Annotated in this window: 18 protein-coding genes; 9 read left to right on the forward strand and 9 right to left on the reverse strand. The window is 72.4% G+C overall.

Annotated features, from left to right (window positions below; translation table 11 throughout):
• The first annotated feature begins 141 nt into the window (after nt 1-141).
• Entirely contained in the window at nt 142-1,206 is a 1,065-nt protein-coding gene (locus STRTUCAR8_RS37095) for an O-antigen ligase family protein (protein WP_006381455.1), read from the forward strand.
• A gap of 24 nt (nt 1,207-1,230) precedes the next feature.
• Here the strand turns inward: STRTUCAR8_RS37095 and STRTUCAR8_RS37100 are convergent, their stop codons facing one another.
• Together STRTUCAR8_RS37100 and STRTUCAR8_RS37105 are read right to left on the reverse strand one after the other, a co-directional pair.
• Entirely contained in the window at nt 1,231-1,770 is a 540-nt protein-coding gene (locus STRTUCAR8_RS37100; RefSeq protein WP_006381492.1) for a hypothetical protein, read from the reverse strand.
• An 84-nt stretch (nt 1,771-1,854) separates the two neighbouring features.
• Nucleotides 1,855-2,640 carry a glutamate racemase gene (locus STRTUCAR8_RS37105; RefSeq protein WP_006381440.1) on the reverse strand — a complete coding sequence of 262 codons (786 nt, stop codon included), beginning with the start codon at nt 2,638-2,640 and terminating at the stop codon, nt 1,855-1,857.
• Nucleotides 2,641-2,698: 58 nt separating this feature from the next.
• Here STRTUCAR8_RS37105 and STRTUCAR8_RS37110 point away from each other — a divergent pair, with 58 nt between their 5' ends.
• Entirely contained in the window at nt 2,699-3,877 is a 1,179-nt protein-coding gene (locus STRTUCAR8_RS37110; protein ID WP_179200653.1) for a glycosyltransferase, read from the forward strand.
• Nucleotides 3,878-3,887: 10 nt separating this feature from the next.
• Here STRTUCAR8_RS37110 and STRTUCAR8_RS37115 read toward each other — a convergent pair whose 3' ends face one another.
• Nucleotides 3,888-5,168 (reverse strand): TerD family protein, encoded by a 1,281-nt coding sequence (locus STRTUCAR8_RS37115; RefSeq protein WP_044473534.1) that lies wholly within the window; start codon nt 5,166-5,168, stop codon nt 3,888-3,890.
• A gap of 275 nt (nt 5,169-5,443) precedes the next feature.
• Between STRTUCAR8_RS37115 and STRTUCAR8_RS37120 the strand changes: the two genes are divergently transcribed.
• The 4 genes from STRTUCAR8_RS37120 to STRTUCAR8_RS37135 all read left to right on the forward strand — a co-directional run bounded on the left by STRTUCAR8_RS37120 (nt 5,444) and on the right by STRTUCAR8_RS37135 (nt 10,094).
• Nucleotides 5,444-5,875 carry a DUF6643 family protein gene (locus tag STRTUCAR8_RS37120; protein ID WP_006381505.1) on the forward strand — a complete coding sequence of 144 codons (432 nt, stop codon included), beginning with the start codon at nt 5,444-5,446 and terminating at the stop codon, nt 5,873-5,875.
• A gap of 42 nt (nt 5,876-5,917) precedes the next feature.
• Entirely contained in the window at nt 5,918-6,742 is an 825-nt protein-coding gene (locus STRTUCAR8_RS37125) for an MOSC domain-containing protein (RefSeq protein ID WP_006381475.1), read from the forward strand.
• Nucleotides 6,743-6,932: 190 nt separating this feature from the next.
• Entirely contained in the window at nt 6,933-7,538 is a 606-nt protein-coding gene (locus tag STRTUCAR8_RS37130; protein WP_044473535.1) for an Rv1733c family protein, read from the forward strand.
• 117 nt (nt 7,539-7,655) lie between these two features.
• Nucleotides 7,656-10,094 carry a right-handed parallel beta-helix repeat-containing protein gene (locus tag STRTUCAR8_RS37135; RefSeq protein WP_044473536.1) on the forward strand — a complete coding sequence of 813 codons (2,439 nt, stop codon included), beginning with the start codon at nt 7,656-7,658 and terminating at the stop codon, nt 10,092-10,094.
• On the opposite strand, the gene STRTUCAR8_RS37140 is transcribed toward STRTUCAR8_RS37135, so the two are convergent.
• A complete protein-coding gene (locus STRTUCAR8_RS37140; RefSeq protein ID WP_006381491.1) occupies nt 10,064-12,484 on the reverse strand; it encodes a hypothetical protein in 2,421 nt (806 codons plus the stop codon). The two genes, STRTUCAR8_RS37135 and STRTUCAR8_RS37140, sit on opposite strands and share 31 nt — an antisense overlap.
• Before the next feature lie 378 nt (nt 12,485-12,862).
• On the opposite strand from STRTUCAR8_RS37140, the gene STRTUCAR8_RS37145 reads away from it, so the two are divergent.
• The gene (locus STRTUCAR8_RS37145; protein ID WP_006381523.1) at nt 12,863-13,681 is read left to right on the forward strand and encodes a DeoR/GlpR family DNA-binding transcription regulator; all 819 of its coding nucleotides are present in this window, start codon (nt 12,863-12,865) and stop codon (nt 13,679-13,681) included.
• An 89-nt stretch (nt 13,682-13,770) separates the two neighbouring features.
• Here the strand turns inward: STRTUCAR8_RS37145 and STRTUCAR8_RS37150 are convergent, their stop codons facing one another.
• Nucleotides 13,771-14,904: a PLP-dependent cysteine synthase family protein gene (locus tag STRTUCAR8_RS37150; RefSeq protein WP_179200649.1), complete on the reverse strand. Its 1,134-nt coding sequence runs from the start codon at nt 14,902-14,904 to the stop codon at nt 13,771-13,773.
• Nucleotides 14,905-15,241: 337 nt separating this feature from the next.
• Between STRTUCAR8_RS37150 and STRTUCAR8_RS37155 the strand changes: the two genes are divergently transcribed.
• Nucleotides 15,242-15,565: a hypothetical protein gene (locus STRTUCAR8_RS37155; RefSeq protein ID WP_006381496.1), complete on the forward strand. Its 324-nt coding sequence runs from the start codon at nt 15,242-15,244 to the stop codon at nt 15,563-15,565.
• 237 nt (nt 15,566-15,802) lie between these two features.
• Nucleotides 15,803-16,378 carry an ATP-binding protein gene (locus STRTUCAR8_RS37160; RefSeq protein WP_006381530.1) on the forward strand — a complete coding sequence of 192 codons (576 nt, stop codon included), beginning with the start codon at nt 15,803-15,805 and terminating at the stop codon, nt 16,376-16,378.
• Between the two features lie 50 nt (nt 16,379-16,428).
• On the opposite strand, the gene STRTUCAR8_RS37165 is transcribed toward STRTUCAR8_RS37160, so the two are convergent.
• The 4 genes from STRTUCAR8_RS37165 to STRTUCAR8_RS37175 all read right to left on the reverse strand — a co-directional run bounded on the left by STRTUCAR8_RS37165 (nt 16,429) and on the right by STRTUCAR8_RS37175 (nt 18,518).
• Nucleotides 16,429-16,584 (reverse strand): hypothetical protein, encoded by a 156-nt coding sequence (locus STRTUCAR8_RS37165; protein ID WP_267889075.1) that lies wholly within the window; start codon nt 16,582-16,584, stop codon nt 16,429-16,431.
• Between the two features lie 14 nt (nt 16,585-16,598).
• The gene (locus STRTUCAR8_RS51980; protein WP_006381516.1) at nt 16,599-16,730 is read right to left on the reverse strand and encodes a hypothetical protein; all 132 of its coding nucleotides are present in this window, start codon (nt 16,728-16,730) and stop codon (nt 16,599-16,601) included.
• Nucleotides 16,727-17,044: an SHOCT domain-containing protein gene (locus STRTUCAR8_RS37170; protein WP_006381510.1), complete on the reverse strand. Its 318-nt coding sequence runs from the start codon at nt 17,042-17,044 to the stop codon at nt 16,727-16,729. The genes STRTUCAR8_RS51980 and STRTUCAR8_RS37170 overlap by 4 nt, the downstream gene beginning before the upstream one ends.
• A gap of 229 nt (nt 17,045-17,273) precedes the next feature.
• Complete coding sequence (locus STRTUCAR8_RS37175; protein ID WP_006381411.1) at nt 17,274-18,518, reverse strand: ROK family protein; 1,245 nt, start codon at nt 18,516-18,518, stop codon at nt 17,274-17,276.
• Nucleotides 18,519-18,546 lie beyond the last annotated feature (28 nt).

Genomic DNA, 18,546 nt, shown 5'->3' on the forward strand with positions numbered 1-18,546 from the left:
CGCATCGTTTCTGCGCAACTCGTCCACAAATGACGCACCAGCCGTTACGGTGTGCCGGAGCCTCTGACGTGCGCGCCTGTGACGGCCCGTACGGTCGGGGCCCGTCACAGGTCGGGGGGCGACGGGTTGGGGTCCACGGGGATGACGTCGGCGGCGGACGCGCCGTCGGACAGTGAGAGACGCAACGTTTCCGACGCGGCGGGCGTCGTCGTACTGGGCGCGTGTGCCACCTGGTCCCTGATCACGGCGGCCACGCACGACGGCCGGCCCGAGGGCATGCTCCTGGCGGTGCTCGCGGTCGCCGCCGGTTACGCGGCGGGACGGATCTGCGGGGCGCTGCTGCCGGTCGCCGCCCCTTGTACGGCGGCACTGGCCGGGTTCGGGCTGGCGGTGGCCGCGCCGCACACGCTGCCGGGGCCGCAGACCGCCGCTCCGCCCGGACACCTCGGCGCTGTGGCCGCGCTGCTGGTCCTGACCACCGGCGCCGTCTGCTGCGCCGCCTGGGCGGCCCGCCCGCCGCTGCTGCGACTGGCGCTGCACGCCCTGGCCGGCGGGATCACGGTGGCGTCGGCGGTGCTCTGTCCGGTCGCCGGATTCGTCCTCTGTGCCGTCGTCCTGCTCTGCTCGCTCGCCGCCGACCACATGCCTCGCCGGGGCGTGGGCCTCGCGGGGCTGGCACTGACGGCGGCTCTGGTGACCGGGACGGTGTGGGCCGCCGCCGAGGACGTACTGCCGGGCGGGCTGTCCGACTCGATGGAGGGACAACTGGGCGAGCATCGGCTCCAGTTGTGGCGAGACGCCCTGACGCTGGCGCACCGGGACCCGGCGCTGGGCGCGGGGCCGGGCAGGTTCGCGGAACTCGGCGAGACGGCTTCCCGCTCGCTGCCCGCCGAGGCCCGGCCGCACTCCGCGCCCCTCCAGCAGGCGGCCGAGCAGGGCGTGGTCGGTGCGGCGCTGCTGGCGGCGGTCTTCTGCTGGGTGCTGTACACGCTGTGGCGCACCCCGCGCCCGACCTCCGTCGCGCTGACCGCGGGCGCGGCCCTGACCGCTCTGGCCGCCCTCGCGGCGGTCGGCAACGTGCTGAGCTTCACCACGGTGACCGTGGGCGCGGGCCTCCTGGCGGGCCTGGCGACGGCCCGGCCACTCGGCTACGAGACCCCGGACCCGGCGCCGACCCGCGCGCGGGAGCAGCGCGAACACCGGTGACCCGTCACGGGAGCGAGCCGACGGTCAGAGCGCGGTTCCCGCCGTGCCCCGCAGCCGGTCCTTGATGACCCGTACGGCCGCCTCCGCGTTGTCCACCGTGATCGTGAACGTATGCCCGTCCCCGAGGCGCAGCACGACGCCCTCGCCCCGGCGTACGACGACCGCGGTGCCCTGCTGGGGCCGCCAGCGGTAGCCCCAGCCGCCCCACTGGCGCGGGGTGACCCTGGCCACGAACTCGGCGCCGACGATCTGTGACAGCGGGATACGGCGGCGCGGCAGGCCGATGTGACCGCAGCGCACTTCGAGGGCGTCCTTGTCGACCTTCACGGCGACGTGCACGAACGCGAGGGTGCCGAAGAGGACGAGCAGCCCGGCCGCGATACAGCCCACGACGGACATGGCGAGCGGTGCGACACCGGACGTCCACGCCGAGTCGACGGCCAGTTCGATACCGAGTGCCATGAAGGCGCAGCCGCCGAGTGCCAGCAGCCACTGCGCGCGGTTGGTCGCCCGGCCGGTCCAGATCTCGGTCGGCACGGTCTCTTCGCGGGGGAGGTCCCTCATGCTTCCGAGACTACTCAGATTCCGCTCTGCGGGCACCGGCTTGCGGAGGGTGACTGCTCCGCCCGGCCGCCGTACGGAAGCCGGTCAGCGGACGGGGGTGGCCGCCTGCAGGAGCCGGCCTTCCTCGTAGGACAGCGCGGCTGCGGGCAGCGGGCCCGCGTTGCCGTTCAGCAGCGCGGTGAGGGTGCCGTTCGCCGCCGCTTCCGGGGCGGGATGCGCGCCGAGCCTGCGGAGCGTCTGGGCGGCCACCGCGCCGGCCGAGCCATGCAGGACGAGCGGAGGGAGGCCGGGCTGCTGGACGGCCGCGCGGATGCGCTCGGCGACAAGTTCGTAATGGGTGCAGCCCAGGACGACGGTCATTACCTCGTCGGGGGTGAGGGCGGCAGCGGCGGCGATGGCGGCGTCGATCGCCGCCTCGTCCGCGTGTTCGACGGCTTCGGCCAGTCCCCAGCAGGGCACCTCGGTGACCGCCACGCCCTCGGCGAAGTCCCGGATGAGGCCGCGCTGGTAGGGGCTGCCGGTGGTGGCGGGGGTGGCCCAGATCGCGAAGGGCCCGCCTCCCGAGGCGGCGGGCTTGATCGCCGGGACCGTTCCGATGACGGGCAGCTCCGGTTCGAAGCGGGCGCGCAGGGCGGTCAGGGCGTGCACGGTCGCGGTGTTGCAGCCGACGATCAAGGCGTCGGGCCGCTGCGCGGCGGCGGCCTCGGCGACGGCCAGTGCGCGCCCGGTGAGGTCCTGCGTGGTGCGCGGGCCCCAGGGCATGCCCGCGGGGTCCAGGGAGAGCACGAGATCCGCGTCGGGCCGCAGCCGCCGTACCGCCGCGGCTGCCGGCAGAAGTCCGATTCCGGAGTCCATCAGCGCGATCTTCACCCGGTCACTATAAACGGCCTGCCCTTACGGGCCTTCGGGGTGGGGCAGACTGCGGCGGGTGAGCGCCGTTGTGTGGATCGCCGTCGGATCACTCGCCGCCTGGCTGTGGCTGCTGCTGTGTCAGGGCTTCTTCTGGCGTACGGACGTCAGACTGCCGTCGTACGACCGGGAGCCGGAACCCTGGCCCGCCGTCTGCGTCGTCGTCCCCGCACGCGACGAGGCCGCCGTACTGCCCGCGAGTCTGCCGTCGCTGCTCGCCCAGGACTATCCGGGGCGGGCCGAGGTCTTCCTGGTCGACGACGGCAGTTCGGACGGCACCGGGGAGCTGGCCCGGGAACTGTCGCGTCGCCATGGCGGGCTGCCGCTGACCGTGGACTCGCCCGGTGCGCCGCCCGCGGGCTGGACGGGCAAGCTGTGGGCCGTGCGCCACGGCATCGGCCTGGCACGCGCGCGTGGACCCGAGTTCCTGCTGCTGACGGACGCGGACATCGCCCACGCGCCGGACAGTCTGAGGGAGCTGGTGGCGGCGGCGCGGGGCGGCGGCTTCGACGCCGTGTCGCTGATGGCCAGGCTGCGGGTGGAGAGCGCCTGGGAGCGGCTCGTCGTTCCGGCTTTCGTGTACTTCTTCGCGCAGCTCTATCCCTTCCGCCGGATCGGCCGGAAGGGATCCCGGACGGCGGCCGCCGCGGGCGGGTGCGTGCTGCTGCGTACGGAGACGGCCGAGCGGGCCCGGATCCCGGACGCCATCCGCCACGCCGTCATCGACGACGTGGCACTCGCACGGGCCGTCAAGGGCGGCGGGGGCCACATCTGGCTGGGGCTCGCCGAGCGGGTGGACAGCGTGCGGCCCTACCCGCGGCTGCACGACCTGTGGCGGATGGTCTCGCGCAGCGCGTACACGCAGTTGCGCCACAGTCCGCCGCTCCTGCTCGGCACGGTGCTCGGCCTCGCGCTGGTGTATCTGGTGCCGCCGTTCGCCCTGTTCGCCGGGCTCGGCACCGGGACGACGCCCGCGGCGGTGTGCGGCGGCCTCGCGTGGCTGGTGATGGCGGGGACGTACATCCCGATGCTGCGCTACTACGGGCAGCCGCTGTGGCTCGCTCCCCTGCTGCCGTTCACCGCTTTCCTGTACCTCCTGATGACGGTCGACTCGGCGGTGCAGCACTACCGGGGACGCGGCGCCGCCTGGAAGGGCCGGACGTACGCCCGCCCGGAAACCGCCGCCGAGGAGAGCTGAGCCGCGTGCGTCACTTGCGGCCGGGGGTCCAGTTCATGCCCCAGCCGTAGACGTGGTCGACGGTCCGCTGCGGGCTCACGCCACGCTCGGGCACGAGATAGCGGGCCTCGCGCTGGACGATCAGGTCGCCGCCGTTGTTGGTGATCAGGGCGAGCGCGCACACCGTGGAGGGCACCGTGCACTCGTCGAGCGAGAAGTCGACCGCCGCTCCGTTCGCCGGGGTCAGGGTGACCGTGGCGTGCAGGTCGGCGAAGGAACGGGCGCCCGCGTAGATGGTCACGAAGATGAGGATGCGCCGGAAGTCCTGCTTGTGGTCCAGGTTGACGGTGAGGTTCTCGCCGCTCGACACGGCCCCGGTGCGGTCGTCGCCGTCGAGGTGGATGTACGGGGGCTGGTGCAGCGCCCCGAAGGCGTTGCCGAGGGACTGGACGACGCCCTTTCTGCCGTCGGAGAGCTCGAAGAGGGCGCACAGGTCGAGGTCGAGGTCGGAGTGCTGGGCGACGGCACGGCCGAGTTTGCTGCCCCACCCGGAGAACTGCTTGTGGACCTGCCAGTTGAGGTTGACGCGCAGGGCGCCCGAGGTTCCGCCCTGCTTGGTGAGCGATACGGACGGGGTTTCCTTGGTGAGCGTCACCTTGGTCAGACGTACCGGCGCGGCGGGAGGCGCGGACGGGGGCATGGTCACGGGCGGTGCGGGCGGCGGGGGCACGGTGACCGGAAACGCGACAGGCGGAGCCACGGGCGCGGGGGCCTGCGGGGCGGGCGCGGGTGAGGGCTCGTCCACGGTGATGCCGAAGTCCGTGGCCAGGCCTGCCAGTCCGCTGCTGTAGCCCTGTCCGACCGCGCGGAACTTCCAGGCGCCCTGCCGACGGTAGAACTCGCCGAGCACGAACGCGGTTTCGACACTGGCGCCCGCGTTGTCGAAGCGGGCCACCACTGTGCCCTGCGCCGCGTCACGGACCTCGATGTACAGATCGGGAACCTGCCCGAACGTTCCTCCGTCGGCGGAGGCGGCGAGGACGACGGTCTCGACGGCCGGCTCCACGCGCGCGAGATCGACGAGAAGGGTGTCCGTCACCCGGCCGCCCTCGTCCCGCTTGCCCTCGTGCCGAACCGCGACGGAGGAGTGCACGGGCTGGTTGTAGAAGACGAAGTCGCCGTCGGAACGGACCTTTCCGGCCACCAGAAGCAGCGCCGAGGCGTCCGCGTCGGGCACCCCCGCACCGGAGCGCCAGCCCAGTTCGACCCGGAGTGCCGCCGTGGGCACCGGTGCGTTGGATCCCTTGGACATTGACATGTCTGCCCCCACTCTCTGCCGGCCTCGCGAGACAACCTATTCTCCCGAGCCTGTGAACTCCCGTTGAACTCTCCTGCCGAACGCGGGGAGAACGCGGGGCGACCCGTCGGTAACCCGCCCGGAACCTGGCCTTTACCCGATCACAGCACGATCCGGTGCCCCTTTTGCCGAGTTCGCTCCCATTGGGGGTCCCACATCACCGCCGACACGGAAAACAACCCTCTTATCGGTCTCCCCAACCACCTCATCGTGGGTTTAACTTATGTGCCATGACCTCCCCCCGCTCCACCTACGGCGGCGGCTACTACTCCGCCTTCCCGGAAACCCCGATCTACGACTCGCTCGTCGCCGAGCGGGGGGCCCCGCAGATCGCTCCGATCCGGGTCCCTGCCGCGTACGACACGGGCCACAACAACTTGCCCGCGCTGGCGTCCTCGCTTCCCGCACTGCCTGCCGGCCCGTCCCAGCAGGCCCAGTCCTACGGCTACCCGCAGGCGCAGCAGCCGTCACCGCTGCAGCAGGCGCCGGCGGCGTACATCCCGCAGCAGGCGCCACCGCGCGGTTATCCCGCCGGCCAGCCGATGCAGCAGCAGCGTCCGGCTGCGGCCACCGGTTACGAGGCGATGCGCCCCGCGGCCCCGCGGCCCGCTCCGACGCCGTACCAGGACCCGTACAACAATCAGCAGTACCGCGGGTACTGATCTGCCCCCCGGAGTGTCCGTGCCTGCTGGCACGATGGCTGCATGGGGAACGCGGAGCTGCATTCGATTCACATCCATCCGGTCAAGGCGCTCCGGGGCCAGGCGCCCCGGCAGGCCGTGGTGGAGCCCTGGGGGCTGGCCGGAGACCGGCGCTGGGTCCTCGTTGACGCCGAGGGGAAGGTCGTCACACAACGCCAGCAGCCGCGCCTGGCGCAGGCGGCGGCGGAGCTGCTGCCCGACGGCGGAATTCGCCTGTCGGCACCCGGCCGCACATCCCTGACCGTGTCCGTCCCGGAGGTGACGGGCACGACGACGGTGGACATCTTCGGTACCAAGGTGCAGGCGGTGCTCGCGGCCGACGACGCGCATGCCTGGTGCGGTGGGTATCTCGGCGAGGACGTACGCCTTCTGCACATGGACGACCCGGCCACCCGCCGCGCGGTCGACCCGGAGTTCGCGCTGCCCGGCGAGACAGTGAGCTTCGCCGACGGCTATCCGCTGCTCGTGACCACGCTCGCGTCGCTCGACGCCCTCAACTCGCTGATCGCGCGGGGGGATCGCCCCCAGGAGGGCCCCCTGCCCATGAACCGCTTCCGGCCCAACGTGGTCGTGTCCGGGACGGCCGCCTGGGCCGAGGACGACTGGTCCCGGATCGCCATCGGCGAGGTCTCCTTCCGGGTCGCCAAGATGTGCGGGCGGTGCGTGGTGACCACCACCGACCAGGACACCTCCGAACGCGGGCGGGAACCGCTGCGCGCCCTCGGACGCCATCGCCGCTTCGGCAACCAGTTGATCTTCGGACAGAACCTGGTTCCGGAGAATCCCGGCACCATCCGCGTCGGCGATCCGTTCACGGTCGTCGAATAGGCGGGCGTGATCTCCCGATGGGTCCCGGACGCGGGAACACCGGCACCGGGCCCGGCCGTTGGCCTCTGTGAGAAGTTCATGAGACTGCCGGGACGAGAGCCGGTGAGCAGTGATTTGGCTCTCTCTTCGACCTGCGTCGTGCGTGAACTGCCTCAACCGGGTTATCACGGAGCGGGAAGGGGGTGCGGCTGTGCGGGCGATCGGCGGACTCTGGCGCTGGCGGCACAATCCGCTGCGCCGCGCGACAGACCTCGCGGAGGCCTGGGTGGCGCTCGCCGCCCTGCTGCTCATCCTGCTGGCGGCGCCCCTGATCGGCGTCCTCGTCGGCGGTGCCGCCCAGGGCGCGCTGCAACAGGCCGTACGGGACCAGCGAGAGGCCCGTCATCTCGTGACGGCCACCGTGGTCAGGAAGCTGCCCCGCTCCCCCCTGGAGCCCGACCCCGAGTCGGCCGCCCCTCGGGAGGCGAGAAGCCGCGTGGAGGCCGACTGGAAGGGACCCGACGGTACGGAACAGCACGGCAAGGTCATGGCGAGCCTCAAGTCCCCGCATCCCGGCGACCACTTCACGCTGTGGACGGACGAAGAGGGGCGAATAGCCGCCCAGCCACTGGACACCGCCACCGCGACGACGCACGCGGTCCTCGCCGGATTCGGTGCGACCGTCCTGTCGGCCGGGTTCTTCGAGGGCGTCCGGCGGCTGATCCTCTGGCGCATGGTCCGTCGCCGGTTCGCCCGCTGGGACCAGGCATGGGACCGTGCCGGACCCGACTGGGGCCGGACCGGGACCGGTAGTTGACCGCCTTTCGGCTCTGGTCAACCCACCGTGCCCGCGCACGCTACGGTGGACCGGCCGACATCGTTCGGCACCTTCCGCGACATACCGCGTTCCACGAGGTGGGGGCACAGCAGCGCCATGGCACAGGGCACGGTCCAGGTGACGCACACCGGCACTTCGAGGTGGCGGCGCCGCACGGGTGAGTACGCATCGCTCGCCGCAGCCCTGGAGGCCGCGGCGGACGGCGACGTCCTCATCGTCGCGCCCGGCACCTACCGGGAGAACCTCGTCGTCGAGCGGGCGGTGACGCTGCGCGGGCCGGAAGGATCCCCCGGCTCGGTGCGCATCGCGCCCGTGGACGGTGTACCGCTCACCGTGCGTGCCTCGGCGGTGGTCCAGGACCTGCATGTGGAGGGCCAGGACCCGACCTCGGCCGCCGTGCTCGTCGAGGAGGGCACACCCGAGCTGATGGACCTGCGGATCGTCACCCGGTCCGCCGCGGGCATCGAGGTGCGCGGAGGCGCGCGCCCGACCGTGCGGCGCTGCACGGTCGACAACCCGGCGGGCGCCGGCATCGCCGTACTGGACGACGCGGGCGGGGTGTTCGAGGAGTGCGAGGTCGTGGCGGCCGGCCAGGCGGGCGTGACCGTGCGCGACGGCGGCCATCCGCGTCTGGAGCGCTGCCGCGTGCACCACGCCTCGGGCGTCGGTCTGTCGGTCTCGGGCGAGAACTCGGCGCTGGAAGCGGTCGGTTGTGAGGTCTACGAGGTCAAGGGCAGCGGCGTCCACATCACCGGCCGGGCCACCGCCCACCTGACCGACTGCGGTGTGCACCGTACGTCCGCGGACGGCGTGACCCTCGACACCGACGCCGTCCTGACGCTCGCCGACTGCCGTATCCACGACATCCCGGAGAACGCGGTCGACCTGCGGTCCCGCTCGGTTCTCACCCTGACCCGCACGACGGTGCGTCAGTTCGGGCGCAACGGGCTGTCGGTGTGGGACCCGGGCACCCGGGTTGACGCCAACCAGTGCGAGATCTTCGACAGTACCGGCGACTACCCGGCGGTGTGGATCAGCGACGGTGCCACGGCCGTTCTCGAGTCCTGCCGGGTGCACGACGTGCCGGACGCGCTGTTCGTGCTCGACCGGGGCTCGCGCGCGGACGTCGTCGACAGCGACCTCTCGCAGGTGCGCAACACCGCCGTGTCGGTCAGTGACGGCGCGACCGCTCAGCTCGACGACTGCCGGATCCGGGACGCGGCGACGGGCGCCTGGTTCCGCGACCACGGCAGCGGCGGCACACTGAACGGCTGCACCGTGGTCGGCACCCAGACGGGCGTGATCGTCACCAAGGGCGCCGACCCCACCATCGAGCGCTGCACGGTCGACTCCCCCGCCGAGGCGGGCTTCTACGTGTCGGCGGGCGGCCGGGGCAGCTTCCTGCACTGCCGGGTGACGGGCAGCGAGGGCTACGGCTTCCATGTCATAGACGGTTGCCGTTCGACGCTGACGAAGTGCCGTACGGAACGGTGCGCGCGCGGTGGTTACGAGTTCGCCGACGGCGGTTCCGGCGCGGCCACCGGCGGCGGGCCGGTCGTCGAGGACTGCACCAGCGACGAGAGCGCGGCCCTGCGCGCGCCCCTGGTGCCGGAGACGGCCGTGCTGACAGCGGTCCAGTCGACGGGGCTGCTGGGCGGGGTCCCGGACCAGCGCGTCGCGGAGCCGGAGTCGGCGGCCGGCGCCCAGGGGCCGGAGCAGGCAGCGCGGTCCTCGAAGGACGTCCTCGGTGAACTCGACGCGCTGGTGGGCCTGGAGAGCGTCAAGCGCGAGGTGCGGGCCCTCACCGACATGATCGAGGTCGGCCGGCGCCGGCAGCAGGCGGGCCTCAAGGCGGCCTCCGCCCGCCGCCATCTGGTCTTCACGGGCTCCCCCGGTACCGGCAAGACGACGGTCGCCCGGCTCTACGGCGAGATCCTGGCCGCGCTCGGCGTCCTGGAGAAGGGCCATCTCGTCGAGGTGTCCCGGGTGGACCTGGTCGGCGAGCACATCGGTTCGACGGCGATCCGCACCCAGGAGGCCTTCGACCGGGCGCGCGGCGGTGTGCTGTTCATCGACGAGGCCTACGCGCTGTCCCCGGAGGACTCCGGCCGTGACTTCGGCAAGGAGGCCATCGACACGCTGGTGAAGCTGATGGAGGACCACCGGGAGGCCGTGGTGGTGATCGTCGCGGGCTACACGGCCGAGATGGAGCGCTTCCTGTCGGTCAACCCCGGGGTCGCCTCCCGTTTCTCGCGGACCATCACCTTCGGTGACTACGGCCCCGAGGAACTGCTGCGGATCGTGGAGCAGCAGTCGGAGGAGCACGAGTACCGGCTCGGCCCGGGCGCCTCCGAGTCCCTGCTGAAGTACTTCGAGGCGATCCCCAAGGGTGCGACGTTCGGCAACGGCCGCACGGCGCGGCAGACGTTCGAGGCGATGGTCGAGCGGCACGCGGGCCGCGTCGCCCAGCACACCGAGCCGAGCACGGACGACCTGACCCTGCTCTACCCCGAGGACCTGCCCGAGCTGCCCTGAACCCCGGCCCCGGGCCGCGGCCCGGGCAGCGCCTCGCTCGGCGTCAGGCGCCCCAGCAGTTCCTCGCGCTCGTCGGCGAAGGCCGGGTCGGCCTGGTAGTCGGAGTGGCCGAGGATCGGCGAGGGCAGCGGATTCTCCCTGCTGCGGCCGTAGGCGAGCGGATCCCTGAGCGGTGCCCGGTCCACTTCGGGGCCGCAGTCTCCCGGCAGGTGTACGGGGCCGCCGATCGGGTCGGTGAGCCGGTACAGGTTGCGCCAGCAGGCCACGTCGTGGTGCAGCGAGGCGAGCGCGGCGGGGCCGAAGTGGGCCGGGAACCAGCGGCCGTACAGGCGCTCCAGCGGTGAGCCGTACGTCAGCAGCGCGACGCGCCGCCGCACGGACGGCTTCAGCTGCCAGGCGGCGGCCGCCGCGAGGACGCTGCCCTGGGAGTGTCCGGAGATGACCAGGCGTCCGCCGGTGGCCTCGGTCCAGGTGGCCATCCGCCAGGTCAGGTCGGGCACCGCGCGCTCCGCGTAGCAGGGCGGTGCGAAGGGGTGGGAGGCGCGCGGCCAGAAGGTGCCGACGTCCCAGAGGATGCCGATGGTGCGCCGCGCCGCCGGGTCCTTGTAGGCGCGCCGCCCCCAGGTGACGAACAGCAGGAAGCCGACTCCGATCAGCCAGGACCCGAGGGCCTGGGCTGTCTCGGCGGCGCCCTGGACGACCCCGTAGGCGCCGTGCGAGGCGTCTCCTGGCGTGTCGTCCGTGATCCGGGCTCCGATCAGCGCGGTGGCGCCCAGGAGCAGCGTGACCGCGGAGGTGATCCCGACGATGCGGGGCGCCCGGTCGGTGAGCGCGGCCATCGCGCGCATGCTCGCGATCCGGCGGGTGTGCACGGCGTCCATGGGCTCCCCTGAGCCGTCGTCGTAGTCCCGCTCCACGGCGTCCAGCTCGGCGCGGCGCAGTTGCAGGGTGCGCCGGGCCAGCCAGCCGATCAGGCCCAGGACCACCAGGAGCACGGCGGGGATCACGGACGCCTGCCAGGTCAGCAGCACGGGCGGGCCTTCGATGGTGGCCCCGGTGCCGTCCAGCCAGTCGGCGACGCGCTGGGACACGCCGCCGGACATCACGCCGCCCAGCGCGCAGGCGAGCGTCGCGACGGCCGGTCCGCCGAGGCCGCGCATGGCGGCTCGCGGGTCGGGGTGAGCGCGGTACAGCAGGTGGGCGACGACGGCCAGGACGACGACGATGAGGCCCTGGAGCAGTGCGAGGGTGCCGAAGGTCGTGTCGCCCGGCAGCCGCCCCGCCGACCGCCACCCGGGGCGCGACCAGCCCGCGTACACGGCCGTCACGAGCAGCAGGGCGAGCGCACCGCCCGGCAGGAGGCGGACGAGGCGGGCGTCGAGTTCCTTGTCGAGGCGCTTCTCGCTGCGGCCCCGGCGGCAGACCACCCACACCACGGCGACGGCCCCGGCGGCCAGCGACACGTACAGCAGCCCGGCCAGGGTCGCCAGGATCGCCGGACCGCCGGGTTCGCGGTCGTGCCGGGCGGCGGCCGAGCCGAGGGCGGCGGCGACCGTCAGCAGGCCTGCCGCGGTGTGCGCGGCACGCAGCCGGGCGACCAGCCGTCGGCCGTACCAGAACCCGGGGCGCCCGAGCGCCGTACGGCTGTTCTCGTCGGCGGGCTCGGGGGCGTGGGCCATCGGCCGCTGGGACTCGTACGCCCTCCACGTGCGGCGGGACAGAAACCACAGGAGGCCGGTGAGTGCGGCGGGCACCACGGCGGCCAGGGCCAGCCGGCGGCCCGGCGCGCTCCACCAGCCGCCGCCCGACTCGGTCGGCGAGAGGAAACCGAGCCAGGAGTGCGCTTCGGCGCACGCGCGCGTGCCGGCGCACTGCCAGGCCGTGAGGTCGAGGGCGACCTCGCAGGCGGCGGCGACCAGGAGGACGGTGAGGGTAAGGCCGGCGAGGCGCACCAGGAGGCCGTAGAGGCGGACCGTGCCCTGCCGGTCGCGGGCGGTGGGGCGCATCCAGTGGGCGAGGTTGACCACCATGAACGGCAGCAGCAACAGCCACAGGGCGCGCGTGCCGTTGCCGGAGGTGAGGTTGCACCACACGTACGCCTCGCGCACCGGTGCGCCGTGCGGGTCGGCGGGCCGGTCCTCGGCCCCGACGTCGTCCGCGCGCCGGAAGACGGCGGCCGTGTCGTCGCCGGTGATGCGGACGGTCCGCGGATCATTGAGCATCTTGTCGGGCGTGGCGCCGCCGACGCCGTGGACCAGTAACTCCAGGGCGATGCCGGTGGTCGCCCCCGCTCCGGTCCGTTCGGTTCTTTCGGTTCTCACGGTTCTTTCGGGCGGCTCGGCCGCGTCGTTCGCTCCGGGCGTCGAGGCCCGTTCCTGTGCGTGCTCCACTGTTCGCACTCCCCCGTTGCTCGTGCTTCCCCCGTGCCTCGCCGACGGCCCTCGTCCTGTGAACGACGATGCCGGGCGGGACTGGAGGATCTCCGCCAGGTGGGCTCCGTACACCTCTCGTCACGGAATCTCCCCGATCTGTGTGACAGGCGAGGAGCCGGTGTTGCCAGAGTGGCATGTCCGCGTCGTGACGGGCAGTGGCGCGACGAGTACCGGCCCATGCGAGTATGGGACGTCCACCGGGCCGCTAGCAGGAGGAATGTCCTTGTCGGAGCGGGTTCGCAGCAGGTGCGCAGCGGGTGTGCGGGACGTGTCGGAGTTGGTGGGGGCGAGTGGACCGGCAGGCCCGGATGAACCCCGGAAGGACGTGGAGCGGCCGTGAATGACAACCAGAACCTCCTCGCGGAGCAGCGCCGCGCCCTGATCCTCGACGAGGTACGGCGTCGCGGGGGCGTTCGCGTCAACGAGCTGACCCGCAAGCTCGGCGTGTCGGACATGACGGTCCGCCGTGACCTCGACGCGCTGGCCCGCCAGGGCGTCCTGGAGAAGGTGCACGGCGGCGCGGTGCCGATCGTCGAGGCGAGCACCCACGAGCCGGGGTTCGAGGCCAAGTCCGGCCTGGAACTGACGGCCAAGGAGGACATCGCCCGGGCCGCGGCGGAGCTGGTCGCGCCGGGCTCGGCGATCGCCCTGTCGGGCGGTACGACGACGTACGCGCTGGCGCATCATCTGCTGGACGTGCCGGATCTGACCGTGGTGACCAACTCGGTGCGCGTGGCCGACGTCTTCCACACCGCGCAGCGCGTGTCGGGGCAGCGGCAGGGGGCGGCGACGGTGGTGCTGACCGGTGGGGTGCGGACTCCGTCCGACTCACTGGTGGGGCCGGTGGCCGACCAGGCGATCGCGTCGCTCCACTTCGACGTGCTGTTCCTCGGCGTGCACGGGATATCGGTAGAGGCCGGGCTGTCCACGCCGAACCTCGCCGAGGCGGAGACGAATCGGCGGCTGGTGCAGTCCGCTCGGCGCGTTGTCGTGGTTGCCGACCACACCAAGTGGGGGACGGTGGGGCTCAGTTCGTTCGCGGCGTTGGAGCAGGTGGATACGTTGGTGACGGACTCCGGGTTGGTGCCTGAGGCTCGGGCTGAGGTTGCGGAGCATTTGCGGCGGCTGGTTGTCGCCGGTGAAGGGGGGAGTTGAGGGGGGCGCCCAAGGGGGTGGCCTTATGAGTGTGGTCGCGGGTGCGGCGTTCGCCGTGGCTTGTCGCGCAGTTCCCCGCGCCCCTGGGGTCAGTTGGGCCACAGGCCTGTTTCTAGGAACACCTCGATCGTTCCGCCGTACGGCTCGATGTTCAGGGACTGTTCCTTCAGCCAGGTGTCCGAGTAGTACTTGTCCAGGTAGCGGTCGCCGTGGTCGCACAGGAGGGTTACCACGCTGCCCTGCTGGTTCTGCGCGACCATTTCCGCCACGATCTTGAGGGCGCTCCACAGGCCCGTTCCCGTGGAGGCTCCCGCCTTGCGGCCGATGGCTTGTTCCAGGGCTCTCACCGCTGCGATGCTCGCCGCGTCCGGGACCTTCATCATGCGGTCCACCGCTCCGGGTACGAAGCTGGGCTCCATCCGGGGGCGGCCGATGCCCTCGATGCGGGAGCCGCAGTCGCAGGTGACGTCCGGATCGCCGGTGGTCCAGCCCTCGAAGAAGCAGGAGTTCTCCGGGTCGGCGACACAGATGCGGGTGTCGCGCTGCGTGTAGTGGACGTAGCGGGCGAGCGTCGCCGACGTGCCGCCGGTGCCGGCCGTGGCGACGATCCACGCGGGCTCCGGAAAACGCTCCAACTCCAGTTGCCGGAAGATGGATTCGGCGATGTTGTTGTTCCCGCGCCAGTCCGTGGCCCGTTCCGCGTAGGTGAACTGGTCCATGTAGTGGCCGCCCGTCTCCGCCGCGAGGGCTGCCGAGGCCTCGTACATTTTGCGGGAGTCGTCCACGAAGTGGCACTGGCCGCCGTGGAACTCGATGAGGCGGCACTTCTCGGCGCTGGTCGTGCGGGGCATCACCGCGATGAAGGGCACGCCGATCAGCTTCGCGAAGTACGCCTCCGAGACGGCGGTGGAGCCGCTGGACGCCTCGATCACCGGGCGGCCGGGGCGGATCCAGCCGTTGCACAGCCCGTAGAGGAAGAGGGAGCGGGCGAGGCGGTGCTTGAGGCTTCCGGTGGGGTGAGTGGACTCGTCCTTCAGATACAGGTCGATGCCCCACCTCTCGGGCAGCGGAAAGCGCAGCAGGTGGGTGTCGGCCGAGCGGTTGGCGTCGGCCTGGACCTTACGGACGGCCTCTTTGAGCCAGTCCCGGTAGTCGGCGTCGCTGCGGTCCACGTCGAGGGTGTCCAGGGTTTCGGCGGTCCCGGTGGGGTCGGGGATGCTCACGTCAGGCTCCTTGTGCTGCGTACGCCGACAGCTCTCGTCGGGCAGCCGGACACCTCGATCATAGACACCTTGCACACGCTCCTCACCTGCATAAACACCTCTTTGGGCGGCCCAAAGGCAGGCCTTGGCACAAGGGGTGGGAAAAGAGGGGACGGGGGGCGGGGGCGCCCGGGGCGCATCCCGGTGAGTGCTTCCACCGGTTGGCGTGGAGCGTCGTACGCACTGGTGCTCCTCGCCGGGGGCAGGCAGACTGCACGGCACGGGGGCGCACACTGGATCACGTTCCACGCGGGACGACCACGCATCTCGGCACAGGCCGACTAGGGGGCGGAGCATCATGGCGGAGCCGGAGTTCACGGCCACGGGCGTGCGGATCGGGAAGAGGCTGCGCTCCCTCACCCGAGCCGGACAGGTCCGGATCAGCGGGGGCAGGCTGGAGTTGCTCACCAGTTACGGCAGCGAGATCGACAGCGCTCCCGTGCAGGCGGTGCGCGCGTCGAAGCCCTGGTTCGCGGCGGACGACCGGGCGCTGGCAGACCTCAACGGCAAGCGATACCTGCTGACGCTGGGGGAACACGACCCCGCACCGGGGCGGCCCGGACCGCCCGCGGCGCGCCGCTTCATCGAGGCCGTACGCAAGGCGGCCGGGCGCGGGCACTAGGACGCCAGGGACCGGCGGCCACACCTCGCGTGGGCACGAGTACGCCCGGAACCATGCCGCGAGTTGCGGGTTTCCGCCCCCTGAGTCACGCTTGTCACACATCACTCTGGGTTTACCGGCGATAACGCTGCGAACCAGCCCGCCGGCCATAGACAGCAGGCGGCCATCACACACAGCCACTCTGCTGGATCCGCTCTCGTGTCTTCTTCCGGACCTCAATTCGGGGAGTCGCAAGCCGTGATCAGTCACCCAAGCAGGCACTGCACGGTGGAGCTCCAAGCCCTGCCGTCGCGGATCGGCCAGGTCCGCAGAATCGTCTCTGCACATTTGCGTTACTGGCATCTTGATCCCTTGATAGACCGAGCGTCGCTCGGTGTGACCGAACTGCTGACCAACGTCCACCGGCACGCCCAGCCCGACAAGCTGTGCACCGTGGAGATCGAGGTCCTGCTCGACCGGCTCACCGTCTCGGTCCACGATCACGACCCGCGCATTCCCGAACTGCGGGACGCGGATCCCACCGCCACCTGCGGACGCGGCCTCGCGATGGTCGCCGCGGTCAGCGAGAGCTGGGGTGTGCGGCCGGACGGCGAGTCCGGAAAGGTCGTGTGGTTCACCCTGCCGACGGTCGCACCGGCGGTGGCGGCTCCGGAGACCCGGCCGGCGACCGCGGCACCCGCACAGCTGCCCTTCGAGGAGCAGCTGCGTGACGGGCCCGGATTCGACGAGCCGCCGTACGACAAGGGACACAAGCCGGGGGCACTCCGGCGCAGGCCGGAACACGCTCCCGCCCGGTCGGCCGTTGCCGGCTGACCGGGCGGTGACCGCCGGAATCCCTCCCCCTCCCCCGCCGTGCCCGTACGTCACTCGGTGACGATGGCCCGCAGTACGTCCAGGCGTGCCGCCCGCCGGGCCGGGCGCAGCCCCGCGAGTGCGCCGGCCGTGACGCCGTGACGCCCACCAGGCACGACCGCGAGCTGTCCGGACGGCGGCGCGAAGGCGAAGACACTGCCGCTCACGCCGTCCGAGGCCTTCACCAGCACCCGGCCGGAACGACGGCGCTCAGCCCGTCGAGGGCCCGTACGGCGGTGTCACCACCGCCGTACGCCTTCACCGCGTCGACGGCACCGGCCGCCGTACGGGCCGTGGTGGTGGCGATGGTCATACCGCGCCGCCCTTGCCCGGGCGCCCGCTCGCGGCGCCGAACTGCTCGTCCAGGACGGAGAGCCGGCGCCAGTACTCGTCCTCGTCGATCTCGCCGGAGGCGAAGCGCCGGCCCAGTACGGCGAGTGGCGCGTCGCCGGAGAGACGGTCCTGCGTGTCGTCACGGCCGCCCATGGGACGCCACGGGCCTCGGCGACCGCGCCAGGCCGTGCGGCGCAGGACGGTGACGACGCCGATCACGACGGCCGCCCAGATCAGCGGGAAGAACAGGATCCACGGGCCGGGGCCGCCGTTCCAGTTCGCGAGGGTGTTCATGTCGAGTCATCTCCCGGGTCGGGGTTTTTCGTTGATGCCTCGAGGTTCGCGCCGGGAGGGGGTCCGGGTCGTCGTACGGCCGACGGCAGTACGTGTACCTCCCCGGGAGTACACGGGGCCCTTCCGGCTGCTTCCCATCTGCTTCCCGCGCGGCGCGGCGCCGTCCCCGCGATCGGCCGGCGACCGCACGTGGCGGCGCTGTGGAGCCCACGGGACAGGACGACCCGTCCTAGGGCTGGGCCAGCGCCCCCAGCGGGTCGTCCAGTACCGGTTGCCACGCCAGTTCGGCCGCTCCCACCAGGCTGTTGTGGTCCAGCGTGCACGCCAGGATGGGCACACCGCCGCTGCGGCCCCACAGGCTGCGGTCGGCGACCACCGCGCGCAGACGGTCCGCGTCGGCGTCGAGGAGGGTCCGGTGCAGGCCGCCGAGGATGATGCGGTCCGGGTTGAGGATGTTCACGAGGCCCGCCAGGCCGAGGCCCAGGCGGTCGATCAAAGTCTCGGCGGCCGTGCGGACCGTCGGGTCCGTGTACTGGTCGCGGATCAGGTCGTTGGACTGCTGGAGCAGGGACACCTCGGGGCCGGGGTCGCGGCCCGCAGCGGTGAGGAAGGCGAGCGGGTCGGCCTCGACGTCCAGGCAACCCCGGCTGCCGCAGTAGCAGGGGCGTCCCTCGGGGTTGACGGTGAGGTGACCGACTTCGAGTGCGAGGCCCGAACTGCCCGTGTGCAGGCGCCCGTCGAGGACCAGCGCCCCGCCGACCCCCCGGTGCCCGGTGGCCACGCACAGCAGGTCGCGGGCGCCGCGTCCGGCGCCGTGCCGGTGTTCGGCGAGCGCGGCGAGGTTGACGTCGTTGCCCGCGAAGGCCGGGCCCGCGATGCCCGCCTCCCGTACGCACTCGGCGAAGATCTCCCGTACCGCCGAACCGGCCGGCCAGGCGAGGTGCAGCGGGTTCAGGGCCAGGCCTTCGGGTTCGGCGACGGCGGACGGCACGGCGAGACCGGCGCCCACACACCGCCGGCCGGTGTCCCTCAGCAGCTCGGCACCCGCGTCGACGACCGAGCCGAGCACCTTCGCCGGGTCGGCGTCGACGGTCTCGCAACCGGGCGCGGTGGCGACGATCCGCCCGCCGAGCCCGACCAGCGCGGCCCGAAAGCCGTCGGCGTGCACCTGTGCGGCCAGAACGACCGGCCCGTCCTCTGCGACGTCGAGCCGGTGTGAGGGGCGACCCTGTGAACCGGCCGCCGCGCCCGGCCGGGCGTCCACTCTGATCAGCCCGAGCGCCTCCAGCTCGGACGCCACCGCGCCGGCCGTCGCCCGGGTGACTCCCAGCTCGGCGGTGAGCACGGCCCGGGTGGGCGCCCTGCCGGTGTGCACGAGCTCCAAGGCGGGCCCGAGTGCGCCGCGCCCCCGGTCCAACCGCGTCCTCGAGGTGGTCCCCTCCCCCGCCGTCCGGGGGTCAGCCTTGCCGCTCATGAGGGCGAGTCTCCCATGATCCCTACGA

The sequence above is a fragment of the Streptomyces turgidiscabies Car8 genome (genome assembly GCF_000331005.1).
Classification (GTDB): domain Bacteria; phylum Actinomycetota; class Actinomycetes; order Streptomycetales; family Streptomycetaceae; genus Streptomyces; species Streptomyces turgidiscabies.